Annotated in this window: 13 protein-coding genes; 2 read left to right on the plus strand and 11 right to left on the minus strand. The window is 63.9% G+C overall.

Annotated elements, in window-relative coordinates; all coding sequences use genetic code 11:
• The 11 genes from PQR08_RS33425 to PQR08_RS33475 all read right to left on the minus strand — a co-directional run bounded on the left by PQR08_RS33425 (nucleotide 1) and on the right by PQR08_RS33475 (nucleotide 12,763).
• Nucleotides 1-477, minus strand: a complete 477-nt coding sequence (locus PQR08_RS33425) for a VOC family protein (protein ID WP_250483672.1) — start codon at nucleotides 475-477, stop codon at nucleotides 1-3.
• 29 nt (nucleotides 478-506) lie between these two features.
• Nucleotides 507-977: a VOC family protein gene (locus PQR08_RS33430; protein ID WP_035507810.1), complete on the minus strand. Its 471-nt coding sequence runs from the start codon at nucleotides 975-977 to the stop codon at nucleotides 507-509.
• Between the two features lie 132 nt (nucleotides 978-1,109).
• The gene (locus tag PQR08_RS33435) at nucleotides 1,110-3,047 is read right to left on the minus strand and encodes a hybrid sensor histidine kinase/response regulator (protein ID WP_187604643.1); all 1,938 of its coding nucleotides are present in this window, start codon (nucleotides 3,045-3,047) and stop codon (nucleotides 1,110-1,112) included.
• A gap of 74 nt (nucleotides 3,048-3,121) precedes the next feature.
• Entirely contained in the window at nucleotides 3,122-3,586 is a 465-nt protein-coding gene (locus PQR08_RS33440) for a response regulator (protein WP_035507806.1), read from the minus strand.
• Nucleotides 3,579-5,948 carry an ATP-binding protein gene (locus tag PQR08_RS33445; RefSeq protein WP_250483673.1) on the minus strand — a complete coding sequence of 790 codons (2,370 nt, stop codon included), beginning with the start codon at nucleotides 5,946-5,948 and terminating at the stop codon, nucleotides 3,579-3,581. Before PQR08_RS33445 ends, PQR08_RS33440 begins: the two co-directional genes overlap by 8 nt.
• On the minus strand, nucleotides 5,948-6,577 hold the full coding sequence (locus PQR08_RS33450) for a biliverdin-producing heme oxygenase (protein ID WP_250483674.1): 630 nt from the start codon (nucleotides 6,575-6,577) through the stop codon (nucleotides 5,948-5,950). Before PQR08_RS33450 ends, PQR08_RS33445 begins: the two co-directional genes overlap by 1 nt.
• Nucleotides 6,578-6,781: 204 nt before the next feature.
• The gene (locus PQR08_RS33455; RefSeq protein ID WP_238214424.1) at nucleotides 6,782-7,033 is read right to left on the minus strand and encodes a hypothetical protein; all 252 of its coding nucleotides are present in this window, start codon (nucleotides 7,031-7,033) and stop codon (nucleotides 6,782-6,784) included.
• 73 nt (nucleotides 7,034-7,106) lie between these two features.
• Nucleotides 7,107-9,806, minus strand: coding sequence for a DNA ligase D (gene ligD, locus PQR08_RS33460; protein ID WP_408163766.1), 2,700 nt, complete (start codon nucleotides 9,804-9,806; stop codon nucleotides 7,107-7,109).
• Between the two features lie 26 nt (nucleotides 9,807-9,832).
• Nucleotides 9,833-10,729, minus strand: coding sequence for a non-homologous end joining protein Ku (gene ku / locus PQR08_RS33465; protein ID WP_187604638.1), 897 nt, complete (start codon nucleotides 10,727-10,729; stop codon nucleotides 9,833-9,835).
• Nucleotides 10,730-11,042: 313 nt separating this feature from the next.
• Nucleotides 11,043-11,594: a DUF6013 family protein gene (locus PQR08_RS33470; RefSeq protein ID WP_187604637.1), complete on the minus strand. Its 552-nt coding sequence runs from the start codon at nucleotides 11,592-11,594 to the stop codon at nucleotides 11,043-11,045.
• 152 nt (nucleotides 11,595-11,746) lie between these two features.
• Nucleotides 11,747-12,763 (minus strand): zinc-binding alcohol dehydrogenase family protein, encoded by a 1,017-nt coding sequence (locus PQR08_RS33475; protein WP_250483676.1) that lies wholly within the window; start codon nucleotides 12,761-12,763, stop codon nucleotides 11,747-11,749.
• 99 nt (nucleotides 12,764-12,862) lie between these two features.
• On the opposite strand from PQR08_RS33475, the gene PQR08_RS33480 reads away from it, so the two are divergent.
• Nucleotides 12,863-13,819 (plus strand): LysR family transcriptional regulator, encoded by a 957-nt coding sequence (locus PQR08_RS33480; protein WP_250483677.1) that lies wholly within the window; start codon nucleotides 12,863-12,865, stop codon nucleotides 13,817-13,819.
• 46 nt (nucleotides 13,820-13,865) lie between these two features.
• The gene (serB, locus tag PQR08_RS33485; protein WP_250483678.1) at nucleotides 13,866-14,705 is read left to right on the plus strand and encodes a phosphoserine phosphatase SerB; all 840 of its coding nucleotides are present in this window, start codon (nucleotides 13,866-13,868) and stop codon (nucleotides 14,703-14,705) included.
• Nucleotides 14,706-14,805 lie beyond the last annotated feature (100 nt).

A 14,805-nucleotide genomic window follows, 5' to 3' on the forward strand; every position in this document is an offset into this window, starting at 1 on the left:
TCACTCGCCGTTGTATGCCCGCTCGAGCGTCGGGAGATCGAGCTTGATCATCTCGCGCATCGCTTTCATGGTGCGGTCGGCCTTCACCGGGTCCGGGTCCTGCAGCATCTTGAGCAGGCGTCTCGGCGCGATCTGCCACGTCACGCCGAAGCGATCCGTGAGCCAGCCGCAGGCCAGCGGCTGGCCGCCGTCCAGCAGCTTGTCCCAGTAGTGGTCGATCTCTTCCTGCGTATCGCATTTGATGAACATCGAGATGGCCGGCGTGAACTTGAATTCCGAGCCGCCGTTCAGCGCCAGGAACGCCTCTCCTTCCAGTTCGAACAAGACGGCGAGCACGCTGCCGACCGGTCCCGGACTGGACTCCGTATGACGCATGATCTCCGTGATGCGCGCATTCCTGAAGGTGTCGACATAAAAGTTCACGGCCTCTTCGGCATTGGCGCTTTCGAACCATAGACAGGGCGAAATCTTGTGCATATGCGGATCTCCGTTGGTGGAATCGTGCGTCACGCGCACGGTTGCTGTCCCATCGCCTGCTTCATTTCTTCCGGCGTGACGTCGCGCGTGTGCGTCGCGACCGACCATTGATGGCCGAACGGGTCTTCCAGACGTCCGTAGCGATCGCCCCAGAACATGTCGGCGACGGGCATCGTCACTTTCGCGCCGGCGCTTTCGGCCTGCTTCACGGTGGCGTCGGCGTCTTCGACATACAGGTGGATCGTGACCGGCGAGCCCTTCAGCGCCTTCGCACCGACCGATCCAAATTGCGGGAATTCATCGACGAGCATCAGCATCGAATCGCCGATCTTGACCATTGCATGCATGAGCTTGCCGTCCGGTCCCGGCATGCGGCCCAGCTCGACGGCGTTGAACGCGCGCTTGTAGAACTCGATCGCTTCGGCCGCGCCCGCGCAGACGAGGTGCGGGGTCAGCGAATGCATGCCTTCGGGGATCGGCTTGACAGCGGAAGTGGACATATCGGCTCCGTGTAGTGAACGAGGCGCGCCGGGCTCGGCGCGGCTCTCATACCCTACAACGAACGGGCAGCCGGTCAATCGACACGACTACCCACACCGCCGTCAAATTTCGTGTACCGGCACGCAGATAGCCTATTTCGAAGACTGCTCCGCGAGCGATTGAATCAGCGCTTCGAGCCGCGAGAAATTGACGGGCTTGGTCAGATGATCGCGAAAGCCCGCTTCGCGGCAGCGGCGAATGTCCTCGTCCATGCCGTAGCCCGTGATCGCCACCGATGGCTTGTCGGGCTGAAAGGTCTGCCATGCGCGAGCGACGTCGAGCCCGCTGCCGTCGGGCAGGCCGATATCGCTGACGAGCAGATCGAACGGCCCGCTCTTCGCGCGCTCCAGCGCCGCCGCGACGGTCACCGCGACCGTCACTTCGTGGCCGAGCATTTCGAGCACCTCGGCCATCGCCGACGACGTCTGCTCGTTGTCCTCCACAAGCAGCACCCTGAGTGCGCGCCCCTGCTCCTGACGCGCGGCCTCGACCGCCGGCTCGTCCTCGTGCGCGGGCTGAACGCGGGCGAGCGGCAGTGTGAGCGTGAAGCGCGCGCCGGCGTCGCGCCCCTCGCTATGTGCGGAGAGCGTGCCGCCGTGCTTCTGCGCCAGCGTGCTCGCGATCGCGAGGCCGAGGCCCAGGCCGCCGAACGAGCGCGTGATCGAATCGTCGGCCTGTTCGAACGCGGAGAAGATGCGCGGCAGCGCCTCGGCGCTGATGCCGATGCCGCTGTCCGTCACCGAAACCGCGATCGTCGCCGGGTCCGGGTTCCAGGTGCGCACGTCGATGCGCCCGCCCGCGGGCGTGAACTTCACCGCGTTCTTCATCAGGTTCCAGACGATCTGCTGCAGACGGGCCGCGTCGCCGAGCACGACGAAATGGTCCGCATCGAAACGCGTGTCGAGCGTGAGGTCCTTCGTGCGCAGATCGGCCTCGGACATGTCGAGCGCGCTCGTGAGCAGGGTATCGAGCGCGACGCTCGCGAAATTGAGCGACAGCTTGCCGCGCGCGATGCTCGTGAGATCGAGAAGATCGTCGATCAGACGCGCTTCCAGCTCGACATTGCGGCGGATGAGATCGAGCGTCGGATGGGCCTCGCGCGGCAACGAATGCTTCATCTCCAGCAAGCGCACGGCCGCGAGGATCGGCGTGAGCGGCGTGCGCAGCTCATGCGACAACACCGCCAGAAAATGGTCCTTCGCGCGATTCGCGGATTCGGCCTGATCCTTCGCGAGGCGCAGCGCGTCGGCGGCCATGTGGGCGTCGGTCGCGTCGCGCACGATCTTCGAGAAGCCGATCAGCTCGTCATGCTCGCTGCGGATCGCGGTCGTCACGCCCGACGCGAAGAACGAATGGCCGTCCTTGCGCCAGAGCCAGCGGTCGTCGCTCGCGCTGCCTTCGCGCCGCGCCGTCTCCAGCTCGGCCTCGAACACGCCCGCTTCGCGATCTTCCTGCGCATAGAAGATGCTCGCGGACTGGCCGAGCACGTCCTGCGCGGGAAAGCCGAGAATGCGCTCGGAGGCCGCGTTCCACGTGCGGATGCGCCCTTCGGGATCGAGCGTGATGACGGCGTAGTCCTTGAGCGCATCGATGAGCAGGCGAAAATGCGTTTCCGTCTCGCGCAGCGCACGCTCGACCGCGATGCGTTGCGCGCGCTCCGCGCTCTCGCGCATCGCCCGGCGCACGACCGCGGGCAGACGTTGCAGGCGCTGCTTCAGAACGTAATCGGTCGCGCCGCGCTTGAGCATATCCACCGCATGTTCTTCGCCGAGCAAACCCGACACGAAGATGAACGGCGTGTCCGGCGAGCGCTCGCTCGCGATCGTGAGCGCCTCGATGCCGGAAAACGTGGGCATCACGAAATCGGCGAGGATGACATCGAAGCGCTTCTTGTCGAGCTCGCCGATAAAGGCCGCGGAGTCGTACACGATCGATGCGTCGACCGCGTAGTCCGCGCGCTCAAGCTGGGCGATCGTCAGCTCCGCATCGAGTGCGTTGTCTTCGACGAGAAGCAGATGCAGAGGCTGCATGATCTAGACGTCCTCTTCAAAGGACGCTTGCGGGCCCATCGGACGGGGCGGGTTCGCGAACATGAGCGCTGCGGTCATTGAGTGGACGTCGGCCGCCGGAAGCGCGTGGAGCCGGGCGGCGGCTCGTTGAGCACGGCCCAGAATACGCCGAGATCGCCGATCGCCTCGACGAATTCGGCGAACTCCACGGGCTTGACGACGTACGCGTTCACGCCGAGCTCGTAGCTGCGTATGAGATCCTGTTCTTCGCGCGAGGAGGTCAGCATGACGACCGGCACGCTCTTCAACGATGCATTCGAGCGGATCATGTCGAGCACTTCGAGACCGTCGATCTTCGGCAGCTTCAGGTCGAGCAGGATCACGGCCGGATTGCCGGGCGCGCGCTCCTTCCACTCGCCTTCGCAGGTGAGATAGTCGATGGCTTCCTGGCCATCGCGCGCGACGATCACTTCGTTCGCGAGCTGACTCTTGTCGAGCGCGACGAGTGTGAGCTCGAGGTCGTTTGGATTGTCTTCAACGAGCAAAATCGGTTTAAGCATGGTCTTTTCTTGACTTTGTAGCTGGCGCGCCCTGCGTTCCATTCGCATTGCGGAATTCGACCGGCAGCGAGAAATAGAATACCGCGCCCTTTCCCAGCCGGCCTTCGGCCCATGTGCGTCCTTCGTGACGCTCGACGATGCGCCTCACGTTGGCGAGCCCGATGCCCGTGCCTTCGAATTCTTCCGCGCGATGCAGCCGCTGGAACACGCCGAACAGCTTCGCGCCGTACTTCATGTCGAAGCCGACGCCGTTGTCGCGCACGCCGATCACGTATTCATCGCCGTCCCGGCTCGCGAATATCTCGATTTTCGCCGATTCCCGCGTCCGCGTATATTTCACCGCGTTCGAAATCAGGTTGCGCAGTGCAAGCTGCAGGAAAGCCGCGTCGCCGATGACGCGCGGCAGCTCGCCGATGACCCATTCGATGCGCCTTCCCGCGCTTTCCGCCTCGAACTCCTGGACGACGCCGCGCACGAGCTGCCCGAGATCGGCCGGCGCGGGTCTGAGCGCCGCTCGGCCCATCTGCGAGAACGTCAGGAGATCGTCGACGAGCGTGCCCGCGAAGCGCGCCGAATCCAGCATGTTGTTCAGAAAGCGCCGGCTCTTGTCCGACATGCGTTCGCCTTCCTGCTCGCGCAGCAGATCGCCGTAACCCGCGATATGACGCAGCGGCGCGCGCAGGTCGTGCGACACCGAGTACGAAAACGCTTCCAGCTCCTTGTTCGCGCGCGCGAGCTCGGTCGCGAGCTCGGCGCGTTCTTCCGCGCGGCGCAGCACGATGTTCAGCAACGCGCCGCGCAATTCGCCGGCGATTTCGAGTTCGCCCTGACGCCACATCGCGGACTGGCCGCGCACCGTTTCGAGCCACGGCGAAAAGTTCGTGCGCGGCGCGCTCGCGCCATCGGCGCCTTCTATCTTGACCGGCTCGCCCGCCCACTTGATGGTCTGCATCACTTCCGGTCTGAACCACAGCAGATAGTTGCGAAAGATCTGCGAGACCGGCACCGCGAGCACGCCGCACGCGTGGTCTTCGTGTCCCTTCGCCGGCGCCCATTCGCGCGCGAGCGAATCCGTCGCCCATACGCCGGACGTGTTCTCCGCGAGCCAGTGCGTGAGCGCGCGCACGGTGTCCTCGTCGGGCGTCGAGCCGAGCAGCGTGATCTGGTCGTCGAAGACGATCGCCGCGCCTGCCGAGCGCGCGAAGCTCAACACGTCCGTCGGCACCGCCTGCAAGCCCGCGACGAAGTTCTCATGCTCGCCCATCGCGGAGATCAGACGGCCCATCGTGCGACGCAGCGCGGCCAGATACTCGCCTTCGGCGCGCTCTTCCTTCGCTTCGATCTGCAACGACAGCATGTGACCGAGATGCTCGACCGCGACGCGCGTATTGAACGGCACGATGCGCGCGTCGTGATCGTGACACGAGACGAGTCCCCACAACTGCCCGCGCACGACGATCGACACCGACATCGACGCATGCGTGCCCATGTTGCGCATGTACTCCAGATGCACCGGCGAGAAACTGCGCAGCGTCGCGTAGGTGAGATCGGTGGGACGGCCCGTGGCCGGGTTCACGCCCGGCACGAGCCGCGCGGGCGTGTAGTTCACGTCGGCGACGAGGCGGATGCGGTGCTTCAGATACAACGCGCGCGCCTGGCGCGGAATGTCCGATGCAGGGAAGAACTGATGCAGGAACGACGGGTAACTCTCCTCGCGATCTTCCGCGAGCACATGGCTGCGGCCTTCCTCGTCGAAGCTGTAGAGCATCACGCGGCCGAAGCCCGTGATCGCGCGCACTTCGCGCACCGCGAGCTCGGCGAGCGCCTGCACGTTCCCCGCGTCCTGAAGGCCGCGCGCGAACGTACGCACGAGCGGATACATCGATGCGAAGGCATCGCCACTGGCCGCGGCGGCTTCCATCTCGACGATGAGCGCGCCCTCATGACGATGCATCGTCACATCGAAGCGCAGCGGATTGTCGGAAGACGCAGCGGTCACGTCGATCGGACCGATGTAGAGCGGCGCATCGTCGAGCGCGGACGTGACGGCCGCCTGCGCGATGCGTTGCGCGCCCGCCGCGCCGATCACAGTATCGAGCGGCGCGCCGAGCAATGCATCGACGTCCTCGCCTGTCAGCGACGCAAGGTTTTCGCTTGCCTGCACGATGCGCAGATCGTCGGCGAGCACGAGCAGAAATCCATGCGGCTGGATGCCGCCGGGAATATGAATCGGCTCGGCATCGCAGTCCTTGCCCGCGACGCCCGAACTGAGCGTGCGACGACGCGCCTCGGCATCCGGCGGTCCTTGCGATGCTTCGTGCGAAGCCTTCGCGATGGGCGGTTCGCTTGCGGACTCGTTCATCAGGCCGCTCCCGCCGCCGGCTGCAGACGCTGCTGCACATCGTCCGCTTCGGGGCATAGCCACGCATGCAGACTATCGAAGGTCGCGATGGCGGCTTTCACCGCATCGTCGTACTGGCTTTCGGGTACGCTGGCCGCCGCGGTCTCGCGAAACGCATTCCACATGCTGCCAGTACGCGGGCCGTAGCCTTCGAAATACGCATTGCCGCGGCCCGGTGCGAGATCGAGCCGTTCGGCGACGTGAGGCGCGATGAAGCGCCCGCCGAGCGTGCTGCCTTCCATCACGTACATCGAGCCGAATGCATCGCCGATGTTATGCATGCGCGGCAGATCGTCGTGCGAATCGGCGTGTTGTACTGAAGCGCTGCGCTGGGTCTCGCCCGTCAGCGCGACGAGGTCGGCGGCGAGAAGCTGCGCCTTGCGGCGCGTATCGAAGAAGTCTGCGAGCGATGCCGGCATGCACGCCGCGGTCGCATCTTCCCACGGCGCGACATAGCCATAGAATCGTTCGAGCAGCGCGATGTATTCGTCGCCCTGCAGATCGTCACGCATCAGGTCGAGCGCATTCTCGAGCCGCGCATGACACGCGGCGGTTTCGTTCTTCAGACGGGACAGAAGGTCGTGTGGCATGTTCCGTTAAGTTGGCTTCGGTCCGCATGGCGGGGCAAAGGATGCAAGCATCGGAAGGGCTTACCGTTCGCGCGTCCCATCTATTGCGTGCATCGGTAGAAAAAACGCGGCAAACGATAGCTTCCAGACCCGCTCATGATCAACGGTTCATTCTACGCAAGCGGCCCGTGCGGTGCCATTCGCGAAGGCTTTTCACCGTTCGGTTCACCGCTTGGCCGAGCGCCCTTCATCGCTGTTCACGTTTGCGTGTTCGTCGCGCTGCGTATCGCGTTGATAATCGTCGCCGCCCCGTCGATCCGTATCGACCAGACCGCGTTCGATGTCCTCATGCGCCTGCATGCCGACATCGCGCGGCTCATGTTCATGCTGCGATTCGACGCTCTGATCCGCCTCGTGAGGCAGCGGCGCGTTCGATGCATCGTCATGCGTTTGGGTCGCGCGATCCTTGCTCGCCATCTCGCGTCCGCGATCGGGCGCGCTCGCGGGTGTTGTGTTCGTCTGCTTCATCTTCGTCTCCCTGTGTGAACGCTCACTTGCGTGAGCCGTTCATGCCGAGCCGCTTCTTCATCTCGGCCGTAAGTCGTTGACGCGCCTTGTCATAGCCCGCCCACGGATCGCCTTTCAACGCATCGAGCCGCTCGCGCACGTTGCCGATGTTCCATTGATCGCCGCTTTTCACATCATCGAGTTCGTCCCACGAGAGCGGCATCGATGCGCCGAGCCCCGGCCGCGCGCGCAGCGAAAACGCCGCCACGGTGCTCGACCCGCGGTTGTTGCGCAGATAGTCGATGAAGATCTTCCCCTTGCGGTTCTGCATGCCCATCTTCGCGGAGAAGAGCTTGGGCAGCGCGCTCGCCATGTGCTGCGCGACCGCCTGCGAGAAGTCCTTCATGTCGTCCCAGCCGGCCTGCTTCGCGAGCGGCACGACCACATGAAAGCCCTTGCCGCCGCTCGTCTTGCAGAACGACGTGAGGCCGAGTTCGGCGAGCAGATCCTTCGTCAGCTTCGCGGCCTCGATCATGCGTTCCCAGCCGACGCCTTCGCCCGGATCGAGATCGAACACCATGCGATCCGGCTTCTCGATGTTCGATGCCACCGCGTTCCACGTATGCAGCTCGATCGTGCCCATCTGCGCGGTGCCGACGAGCGCTTGCGACGATTCGATCGTGAGCAGCGGCGGATGCCCCGGATCGATTTCGGGATGCTGCGTGATATGCGGAATCGCGAGCTTCGCGCTGTGCTTCTGAAAGAACAGTTCGCCGCCGATATCTTCGGGCGCGCGCACGAGCGACACCGGGCGATCCTTCAGATTCGGCAGCATCCAGTCGGCGACGGACGCGTAATACTCGACGACATCGATCTTGGTGAAGCCGGTGGATTTGTCGATCACGCGATCCGGATGGCTGATCTTCACGCCTTCGATTTCCGCCGAACCCGCTTTGGCTTTGGTAGCCGTTTTCTTTGCAGGCGCTTTCTTCGACGCCACTTTCTTCGCCGATGCCGGCACTTCCTTCACGATCTGACGCGCGGGTTTATCGTCGCGCAGACTGACGAACGAGGCTTGTCGCACGATGCGCTCCTTGGTCCATTCCGCAAAATTGCATTCGGCCACGAGTTCGGGCTTCACCCAATGCACGGGCGTACGGCTGCGTTCCTGCGGCTCGCTGGCGAACGGCATGCGCTTCACTTCGCGCTTGTCGAGCTCCTTCTTCACCGCGATGAGCGTCGCGTGATCGAAGCCGCTGCCCACGCGTCCCGCGTACTGCAGTTTGCCGTGCGTGTCGTACACGCCGAGCAGGAGCGCGCCGAACTGCCCGCGGCTGCCCGACGGCTCCGAATAGCCGCCGATCACGAACTCCTGCCGGCGACGGCACTTGAGCTTGATCCACGAGGTGCTGCGCCCCGACACATACGTGCTGTCGATCCGCTTGCCGATGATCCCTTCGAGCGCCATGTCGCACGCGCTTTTCAGGAGATCGTCGGCGTGAAAGGCGAAGTCCTGCGAATAGCGCAGAACGGGATCGTCTATCGGCTCGATGAGCGCCTTCAGGATCGCGCGGCGCTGCACGAGCGGCACGTTGCGCAAGTCGTAGCCGTTCAGATAAGGCACGTCGAAGAAATACACGACGATGTCCTGCGGGCGTCCTACATCGAACGCGTTTTGCAGCGCCTGAAAATCAGGAAGGCCGCGATCGTCGAGCACCACGGCTTCGCCGTCGAGCCAGCCGCTTTCGATATCGAGCCGTTCGAGCGCCTTCACCTGCTTCGAAAACTTCGCGGTCCAGTCGTTGCCGTTGCGCGTATAGATCAGAATCTCGTGCTTGCCTTTGATGGTTTCGATGCGCGCGAGCACGCGATAGCCGTCGAATTTTATTTCGTAGGCCCAATCATTTCCGGGCGGCGCGGCATCGACGAGCGTTGCGAGTTGCGGCTTGAAGGTCGCGGGCAGCTTCGCCTTTACCGCGCCTTCGATCGCCGGTTCGTGCGACAACGTGCGCAACGACTCCGCGCTGCGATTCGCGACGATATCCGGATGCGCGTGTCCGTTCGCTTTCTTGCCGGCCGGTTTCCGCGCCGGCGCTTTCTTCGCGACGGCCTTGCGTTCGGTGCGCTCGCGTACCGCGCCGCTTTTGTCGCGCGCACCGAGCGATGTCGACATCACGCTGCCCGGCTTCTTCAGCAAAATGTCGTATTCGGCTTCGGGACGCGCTTCGTCGTCGCGTTCTTTGATGAGCAGCCACTGCTCCTTGTCGCCGCTGCCGCGCATGTGGCTCTTCACGAGCGTCCAGCCGCCGTGCAGCTTTTCGCCGTCGAGTACGAACTTGAGCTTGCCTTTCTCGTACTCGCGCGCGGCCTCCTCGACAGTGCCCGACTGCGGCGCCCACGTCCCGCGATCCCACACGATGACGCTGCCCGCGCCGTAGTTGCCCTCGGGAATATCGCCTTCGAACGAGCCGTAGTCGAGCGGATGATCTTCGACATGCACCGCGAGCCGCTTGACCGAAGGATCGAGGCTCGGTCCTTTCGGCACCGCCCACGATTTGAGCGTGCCGTCGAGTTCGAGACGGAAGTCGTAATGCAGACGGCGCGCGTCGTGTTCCTGGATCACGAACGACAACGCGTGATCCGCGGACTTCCTTGCGCGCGCACTTCGCTTCGCGGCGCCGGAAGGCTCGGGCGTCTTGTCGAAGGTACGCTTGCGCTGATAGGTTTCGAGTTTGTCTGCCATCGTCGTCTATCGCCGTCTATGCGTGCTCACGCGCGTTTGCGACGCGTCGTCTTGCGTGCCGGGCGCGCCGTTTCCTCGCTGGTATCGTCGTCGGATGGCGCGGCCTTGCTGCCGCGTTTCGCCGGAGCGCCCTTCTTCAGACTGCGCTTGAGCAATTCCGACAGATCGAGAATTTCGGCGGATGCCTTTTGCTCGCCGCCCTCCTCGACCTTCATGACTTCGGCGACCTTGCCTTCCTTCACCTTCTTGTCGACGAGCGCCATGATGTCGTCCTTGAAGGTGTCGTGATACTTGGCCGGATCCCACGAGTCGCTCATGTCGTCGATGAGACGCTTCGCCATTTCCAGTTCCTTCGGCGTGACGCCGGCCTTCTTGGTGTCTTCGTCGGGGAACTTGAACTCGCTGAAGTCGCGCACTTCGTCGCCCCAGCGCAGCGTGTTGAGCGCGAGCGCGGGGCCGACTGGAATCAGCGCCGCCAGATGCTGCTTGTTGTGCAGCACGACGCTCGCGATGCCGACCTTGCCGGTGTCCTTCAACGCGTCTCGCAGAAGCGCGTAGACTTTCTCGCCCTTGCGATCGGGCGCGAGATAGTACGGCGTATCGAGCGAGAGGAACGAGATGTCGGGCGCGTCGACGAAAGCGAGAATGTCGACCGTCTGCGTCGATTCGGGATTGGCCGCGCGGATTTCGGCGTCGGTCATTACGACGTATTTGCCCTTCTCGTATTCGAAGCCGCGCACGATGTTGTCGCGCGTGACTTCCTTGCCCGTGTTCTTGTTGATCTGCTTGTAGCCGATCGGATCCATCGAGCGCTTGTCGAGCAGGTTGAAGCCAACCTTCTCCGACTGCGTCGCCGGATAGAGTTGCACGGGCACGTGGACCAGCCCGAAGCTGATCGCGCCTTTCCAGATCATGTGCGGCATCGCGGCACCTTCGCTGTCGGATCGAGTCGATGGATACGCCCGGCGCGTGTGCCGAGGCGGTTTTCGCGCCGGCAATCAGCGCGGTATCGAATGGAATCGCACGAAGCGTGCCAAGAGGCGTCCAGGCGCCGATCCGCGCAGCATATGAAGGATTGCGTTTACGCGCGAAGCGATGCTCCGTGCGTATCTGTAAGCTTTACTGACGATGAACGCGCGAGGGAAATCTGGGACGGTTGAAAATAAAGACCGTTAGTTGCGGATAGCGCTTTTAAAAAACGCGCCGATCGGAAATCGGCGCGTCGGACAGCGATGATTATTTGCGGTTCGCCGTGACGGTCAACTGCGTGCCGTCGTCGAGCGTGACGGTTTTCTTGGAGCCTGTGGACGTCGGCATCGAAAAACGCACGATCTGGCTGAAGCGATTATCGACCGGACATTGCACGGTCTTGCCGCCCACGTTCACCTTGCTCGTGCCCTTCGGCGCGTAGGCGCGAAAACTGATCTGCACGTTCGCGGAACCGTTATCCGCGACGACCGGCGCGAAGCGGATCTGCACCTGCCGCACCGCCTGCCCGTCCGCGCTCTTCGGCACCGACGCCGCCTGCGGGCAAGCATCCGGAACCGCCTGCGCGCCGCTCGGCGCCGAGCCCTGCCAGGTGAAGTCATCGGTCTGGCCGGAACGGATGGTGCGCGTTTCCTGCTCGTTGCCGAAACTCTTCGATGCCATCTTCACCGTGTACTTGATGGGACCGTCATTGGGCGCTTCGGAGAGAACCTTGATGCCTGGCGTCGCGTGGGCGGTCGCCGCGAACATTGCGAGCGCGGCGACGGAAACGATGCGACGAACGACCGAACGACGATTCATGCCGCCACCTCCGTATCGAGCGCTGAGGAAGGCCGGCGCCGCGAAGCGCCAGCGTGCTGTAGGGCGGTTTCAGTCTAGCGCCCCGCATGGCGGCTCATCCTAGTGGAAAACCCGCGTGCGCGGCACTGTCGATGACGTTCGTCAACGCGCGCTCAGAAGCCGGTCAGCACGAGCTTGCCGACCGTGCGCCCTTCTTCCAGCAGCCGATGCGCCTCGCGCAGATTCGCGGCGTCGATCCTGCCGAGATCGCGTCCGAGCGTCGTGCGAATCGTACCTGCGTCGATCAGCCGCGCCACTTCGGAAAGCAGCTTGTGCTGCTCGATCATATCGGGCGTCTTGAACATCGCGCGCGTGAACATGAACTCCCAGTGAAACGCCGCGCTCTTCGATTTCAGCAATTCGACCGGCAGCGGCTTCGCGTTCTCGACGATTGTCGCGATCGCGCCTTGCGGCTTGATGACTTCGGCGGCGGCGGGGAAATGCTTGTCGGTGTCATTGAAGATCAGCACGTAATCGACTTGCGGGAAGCCGATATCCTTCATCTGCTTCGGGATGTCCCCGAAGTGATCGACGATGTGATCCGCGCCGAGATCCTCCGCCCATTTCGCCGATTCGGGCCGCGAGGCCGTGGCGATCACCTGAAGCTTCGCGACGCGCTTGGCGAGCTGGATGCCGATCGAGCCGACTCCGCCCGCCCCGCCGATGATCAGCACCGACCTGCCCGCGTCCTTGCCTTCCGCCGACACGCGCAGCCGGTCGAAGAGCGCTTCCCACGCGGTGATGGTCGTGAGCGGCAGCGCGGCGGCGCAGGTGAAATCGAGCGACTTGGGCTTCGCGCCGACGATGCGCTCGTCGATCAGATGGAACTCGCTGTTCGCGCCCTGGCGCGTGATGTCGCCCGCATAGTAGACCGGGTCGCCCGCCTTGAACAGCGTGACCTCGGGACCGACCGCCTCCACGACGCCCGCCGCATCCCAGCCGAGCACGCGCGGCGCTGCTTCGACCTTGTCCTTCGGCGCGCGCACTTTCGTGTCGACGGGATTGACCGCGATCGCCTCGATTTTCACGAGCAGGTCGCGGCCCGTCGGCACGGGCGTGTCGAGCTCGATATCGACGAGCGATTCGGGGTTGGAAATGGGAAGGTAGCGCGTCAGGCCGATGGCTTTCATGTGTGTGCTCCGTGAAGTGGATTTGCTTCGATCTTAGTGCGCGATCGCCATCTCGAAAACGGTCATAATCGATGAAACATTTTTCGGGAAATCCATCGAATGGCGAGTGATCCCCTGACGGACGGCGCAACACGCGAGCGGCTCGATCTGCTCGACGTCGGCCTGTTCATGCGTGCGGCGGCGCTGGCGAACCTGTCGGCGGCGGCGCGTGAGTTCGGGTTGTCGCCGGCGGTGGCGAGCGCGCGCATCGCCGGGCTGGAACGCATGCTCGGCGCGCGGCTTTTGCATCGCACGACGCGGCGCGTCTCCATCACGCAGGAAGGTGAAATCTTCGCGGCGCATGCGCGCGAGCTGCTCGACGCCGCCGACGCCGCGCGTGCCTCGGTCGGGCAGGCGCGCGAGCATCCGCACGGCCGCCTGCGCGTGACGATGCCCTCGTCGCTCGGCCGCCAGCACATCTCGCCGCTGATTCCCGCGTTTTTGCGCGCGTATCCCGGCGTGAGCGTCGATCTGCGCATGACCGACCAGATCGTCGATCTCATCGATGAAGGCATCGACCTCGCGATCCGCATCGGCGCGCTGAAGGATTCGACGCTCGTCGCGAAAAAACTCGCGAGCAACCGGCGCGTGCTGTGCGCATCGCCCGCGTATCTCGCCGCGCACGGCACGCCGCGTCATCCGGCCGATCTCGCCGGGCACGAATGCGTGATACTCGCCGATCAGCGCGACTGGAGTTTCGTGACGCCGACCGGCGTGATCGATGTGCGCGTGTCGGGGCGGCTCGTGACGGACAACGGCGAAGTGATCCGCGACGCGCTCGCGGCGGGCGTCGGCATCGGGCTCAAATCGACGTGGAGCGTAGCGCCCCTGATCGCGAGCGGCGAGCTCGTCACCCTGCTCGACGATTACCCGCTCGCGCAGACGGTGGCGATCTGGGCCGTGTATCCGAGCCGCGCGTTCGTGCCGCCGAAGACGCTCGCGTTCATCGACTTTCTTGCGGCGCAGTTCGGCGAGCCGCCTTACTGGGACGTCGATCCTGCGCGCGTGCAGCGCTGAAGGTTCTTTACAATGGCGGTTTCCGCCTTCATGCGTTTGCCCGCCGATGAACCTCGTCATTCAAAGTCCCAGCCCCATCTCCGATTCACATCTGCGGCCGCTCGCGGCGCTCGCGCGTTCGCGAGAGACGCAACGCGCCGACGACACGCTGCTGCGCCTGATCGGCGCCGATCCGCTCCAGCGTCCGGATATCGACGCCTACTGCGGCGCGCATGCGCTCGATTACGCTTACATCGATCCGACCGCGAAGCTCGCCGATTTCGGCCTTGTCGCGATGGATATGGACTCGACGCTCATCACGATCGAATGCATCGACGAGATCGCCGATTTCTGCGGACTGAAGGCCGAGGTCGCGGCGATCACGGAAGCGTCGATGCGCGGCGAGATCAAGGATTTCAACGAGAGCCTCACGCGGCGCGTCGCGCTGCTGAAGGGCCTCGACGCGGGCGCGCTGGAGCGTGTCTACGAGGAACGGCTCAGGCTTTCACCGGGCGCGGAACGCATGCTCGAAGGCGCGCGCGCCGCGGGTCTTAAGACGCTGCTCGTGTCGGGCGGGTTCACGTTCTTCACCGAGCGTCTGAAGACGCGCCTCGGGCTCGATTACACGCGCGCGAACACGCTCGAAATCGTCGATGGCAAGCTGACTGGGAAGGTCGTCGGCGACATCGTGAACGCGGATGAGAAAGCCCGCACGCTGATCGACACGTGCGCGAAGATCGGCATCGAGCCGAAGCGGGCCATCGCGATGGGCGATGGTTCGAACGATCTCAAGATGATGGCCGAAGCGGGGTTGTCGGTGGCGTTTAGGGCGAAGCCCGTTGTGAGGCAGTCGGCAAGTGTCGCGTTCAACTTCGTTGGGCTCGATGGGTTGTTGAGGCTTTTTTGATCGATGTATGGGTGGGGGCTTTTTTGCTGGATCCCGTATTCGCGGTGGTCTATTAGCACTGCCCCTGTGCGGGGCGGCAGTCACTTTCTTTGCTGCTGCA

It is taken from the genome of Caballeronia jiangsuensis (assembly GCF_046030135.1).
Lineage (GTDB): Bacteria > Pseudomonadota > Gammaproteobacteria > Burkholderiales > Burkholderiaceae > Caballeronia > Caballeronia jiangsuensis.

What these genes read in the sequence shown, in the direction of transcription:
- PQR08_RS33425 (WP_250483672.1), bottom strand. Translation starts at nt 477, where the DNA reads ATGCACAAGATTTCGCCCTGTCTATGGTTCGAAAGCGCCAATGCCGAA.
- PQR08_RS33430 (WP_035507810.1), bottom strand. Translation starts at nt 977, where the DNA reads ATGTCCACTTCCGCTGTCAAGCCGATCCCCGAAGGCATGCATTCGCTG.
- PQR08_RS33435 (WP_187604643.1), bottom strand. Translation starts at nt 3,047, where the DNA reads ATGCAGCCTCTGCATCTGCTTCTCGTCGAAGACAACGCACTCGATGCG.
- PQR08_RS33440 (WP_035507806.1), bottom strand. Translation starts at nt 3,586, where the DNA reads ATGCTTAAACCGATTTTGCTCGTTGAAGACAATCCAAACGACCTCGAG.
- PQR08_RS33445 (WP_250483673.1), bottom strand. Translation starts at nt 5,948, where the DNA reads ATGAACGAGTCCGCAAGCGAACCGCCCATCGCGAAGGCTTCGCACGAA.
- PQR08_RS33450 (WP_250483674.1), bottom strand. Translation starts at nt 6,577, where the DNA reads ATGCCACACGACCTTCTGTCCCGTCTGAAGAACGAAACCGCCGCGTGT.
- PQR08_RS33455 (WP_238214424.1), bottom strand. Translation starts at nt 7,033, where the DNA reads ATGGCGAGCAAGGATCGCGCGACCCAAACGCATGACGATGCATCGAAC.
- ligD (WP_408163766.1), bottom strand. Translation starts at nt 9,806, where the DNA reads ATGGCAGACAAACTCGAAACCTATCAGCGCAAGCGTACCTTCGACAAG.
- ku (WP_187604638.1), bottom strand. Translation starts at nt 10,729, where the DNA reads ATGCCGCACATGATCTGGAAAGGCGCGATCAGCTTCGGGCTGGTCCAC.
- PQR08_RS33470 (WP_187604637.1), bottom strand. Translation starts at nt 11,594, where the DNA reads ATGAATCGTCGTTCGGTCGTTCGTCGCATCGTTTCCGTCGCCGCGCTC.
- PQR08_RS33475 (WP_250483676.1), bottom strand. Translation starts at nt 12,763, where the DNA reads ATGAAAGCCATCGGCCTGACGCGCTACCTTCCCATTTCCAACCCCGAA.
- PQR08_RS33480 (WP_250483677.1), top strand. Translation starts at nt 12,863, where the DNA reads ATGGCGAGTGATCCCCTGACGGACGGCGCAACACGCGAGCGGCTCGAT.
- serB (WP_250483678.1), top strand. Translation starts at nt 13,866, where the DNA reads ATGAACCTCGTCATTCAAAGTCCCAGCCCCATCTCCGATTCACATCTG.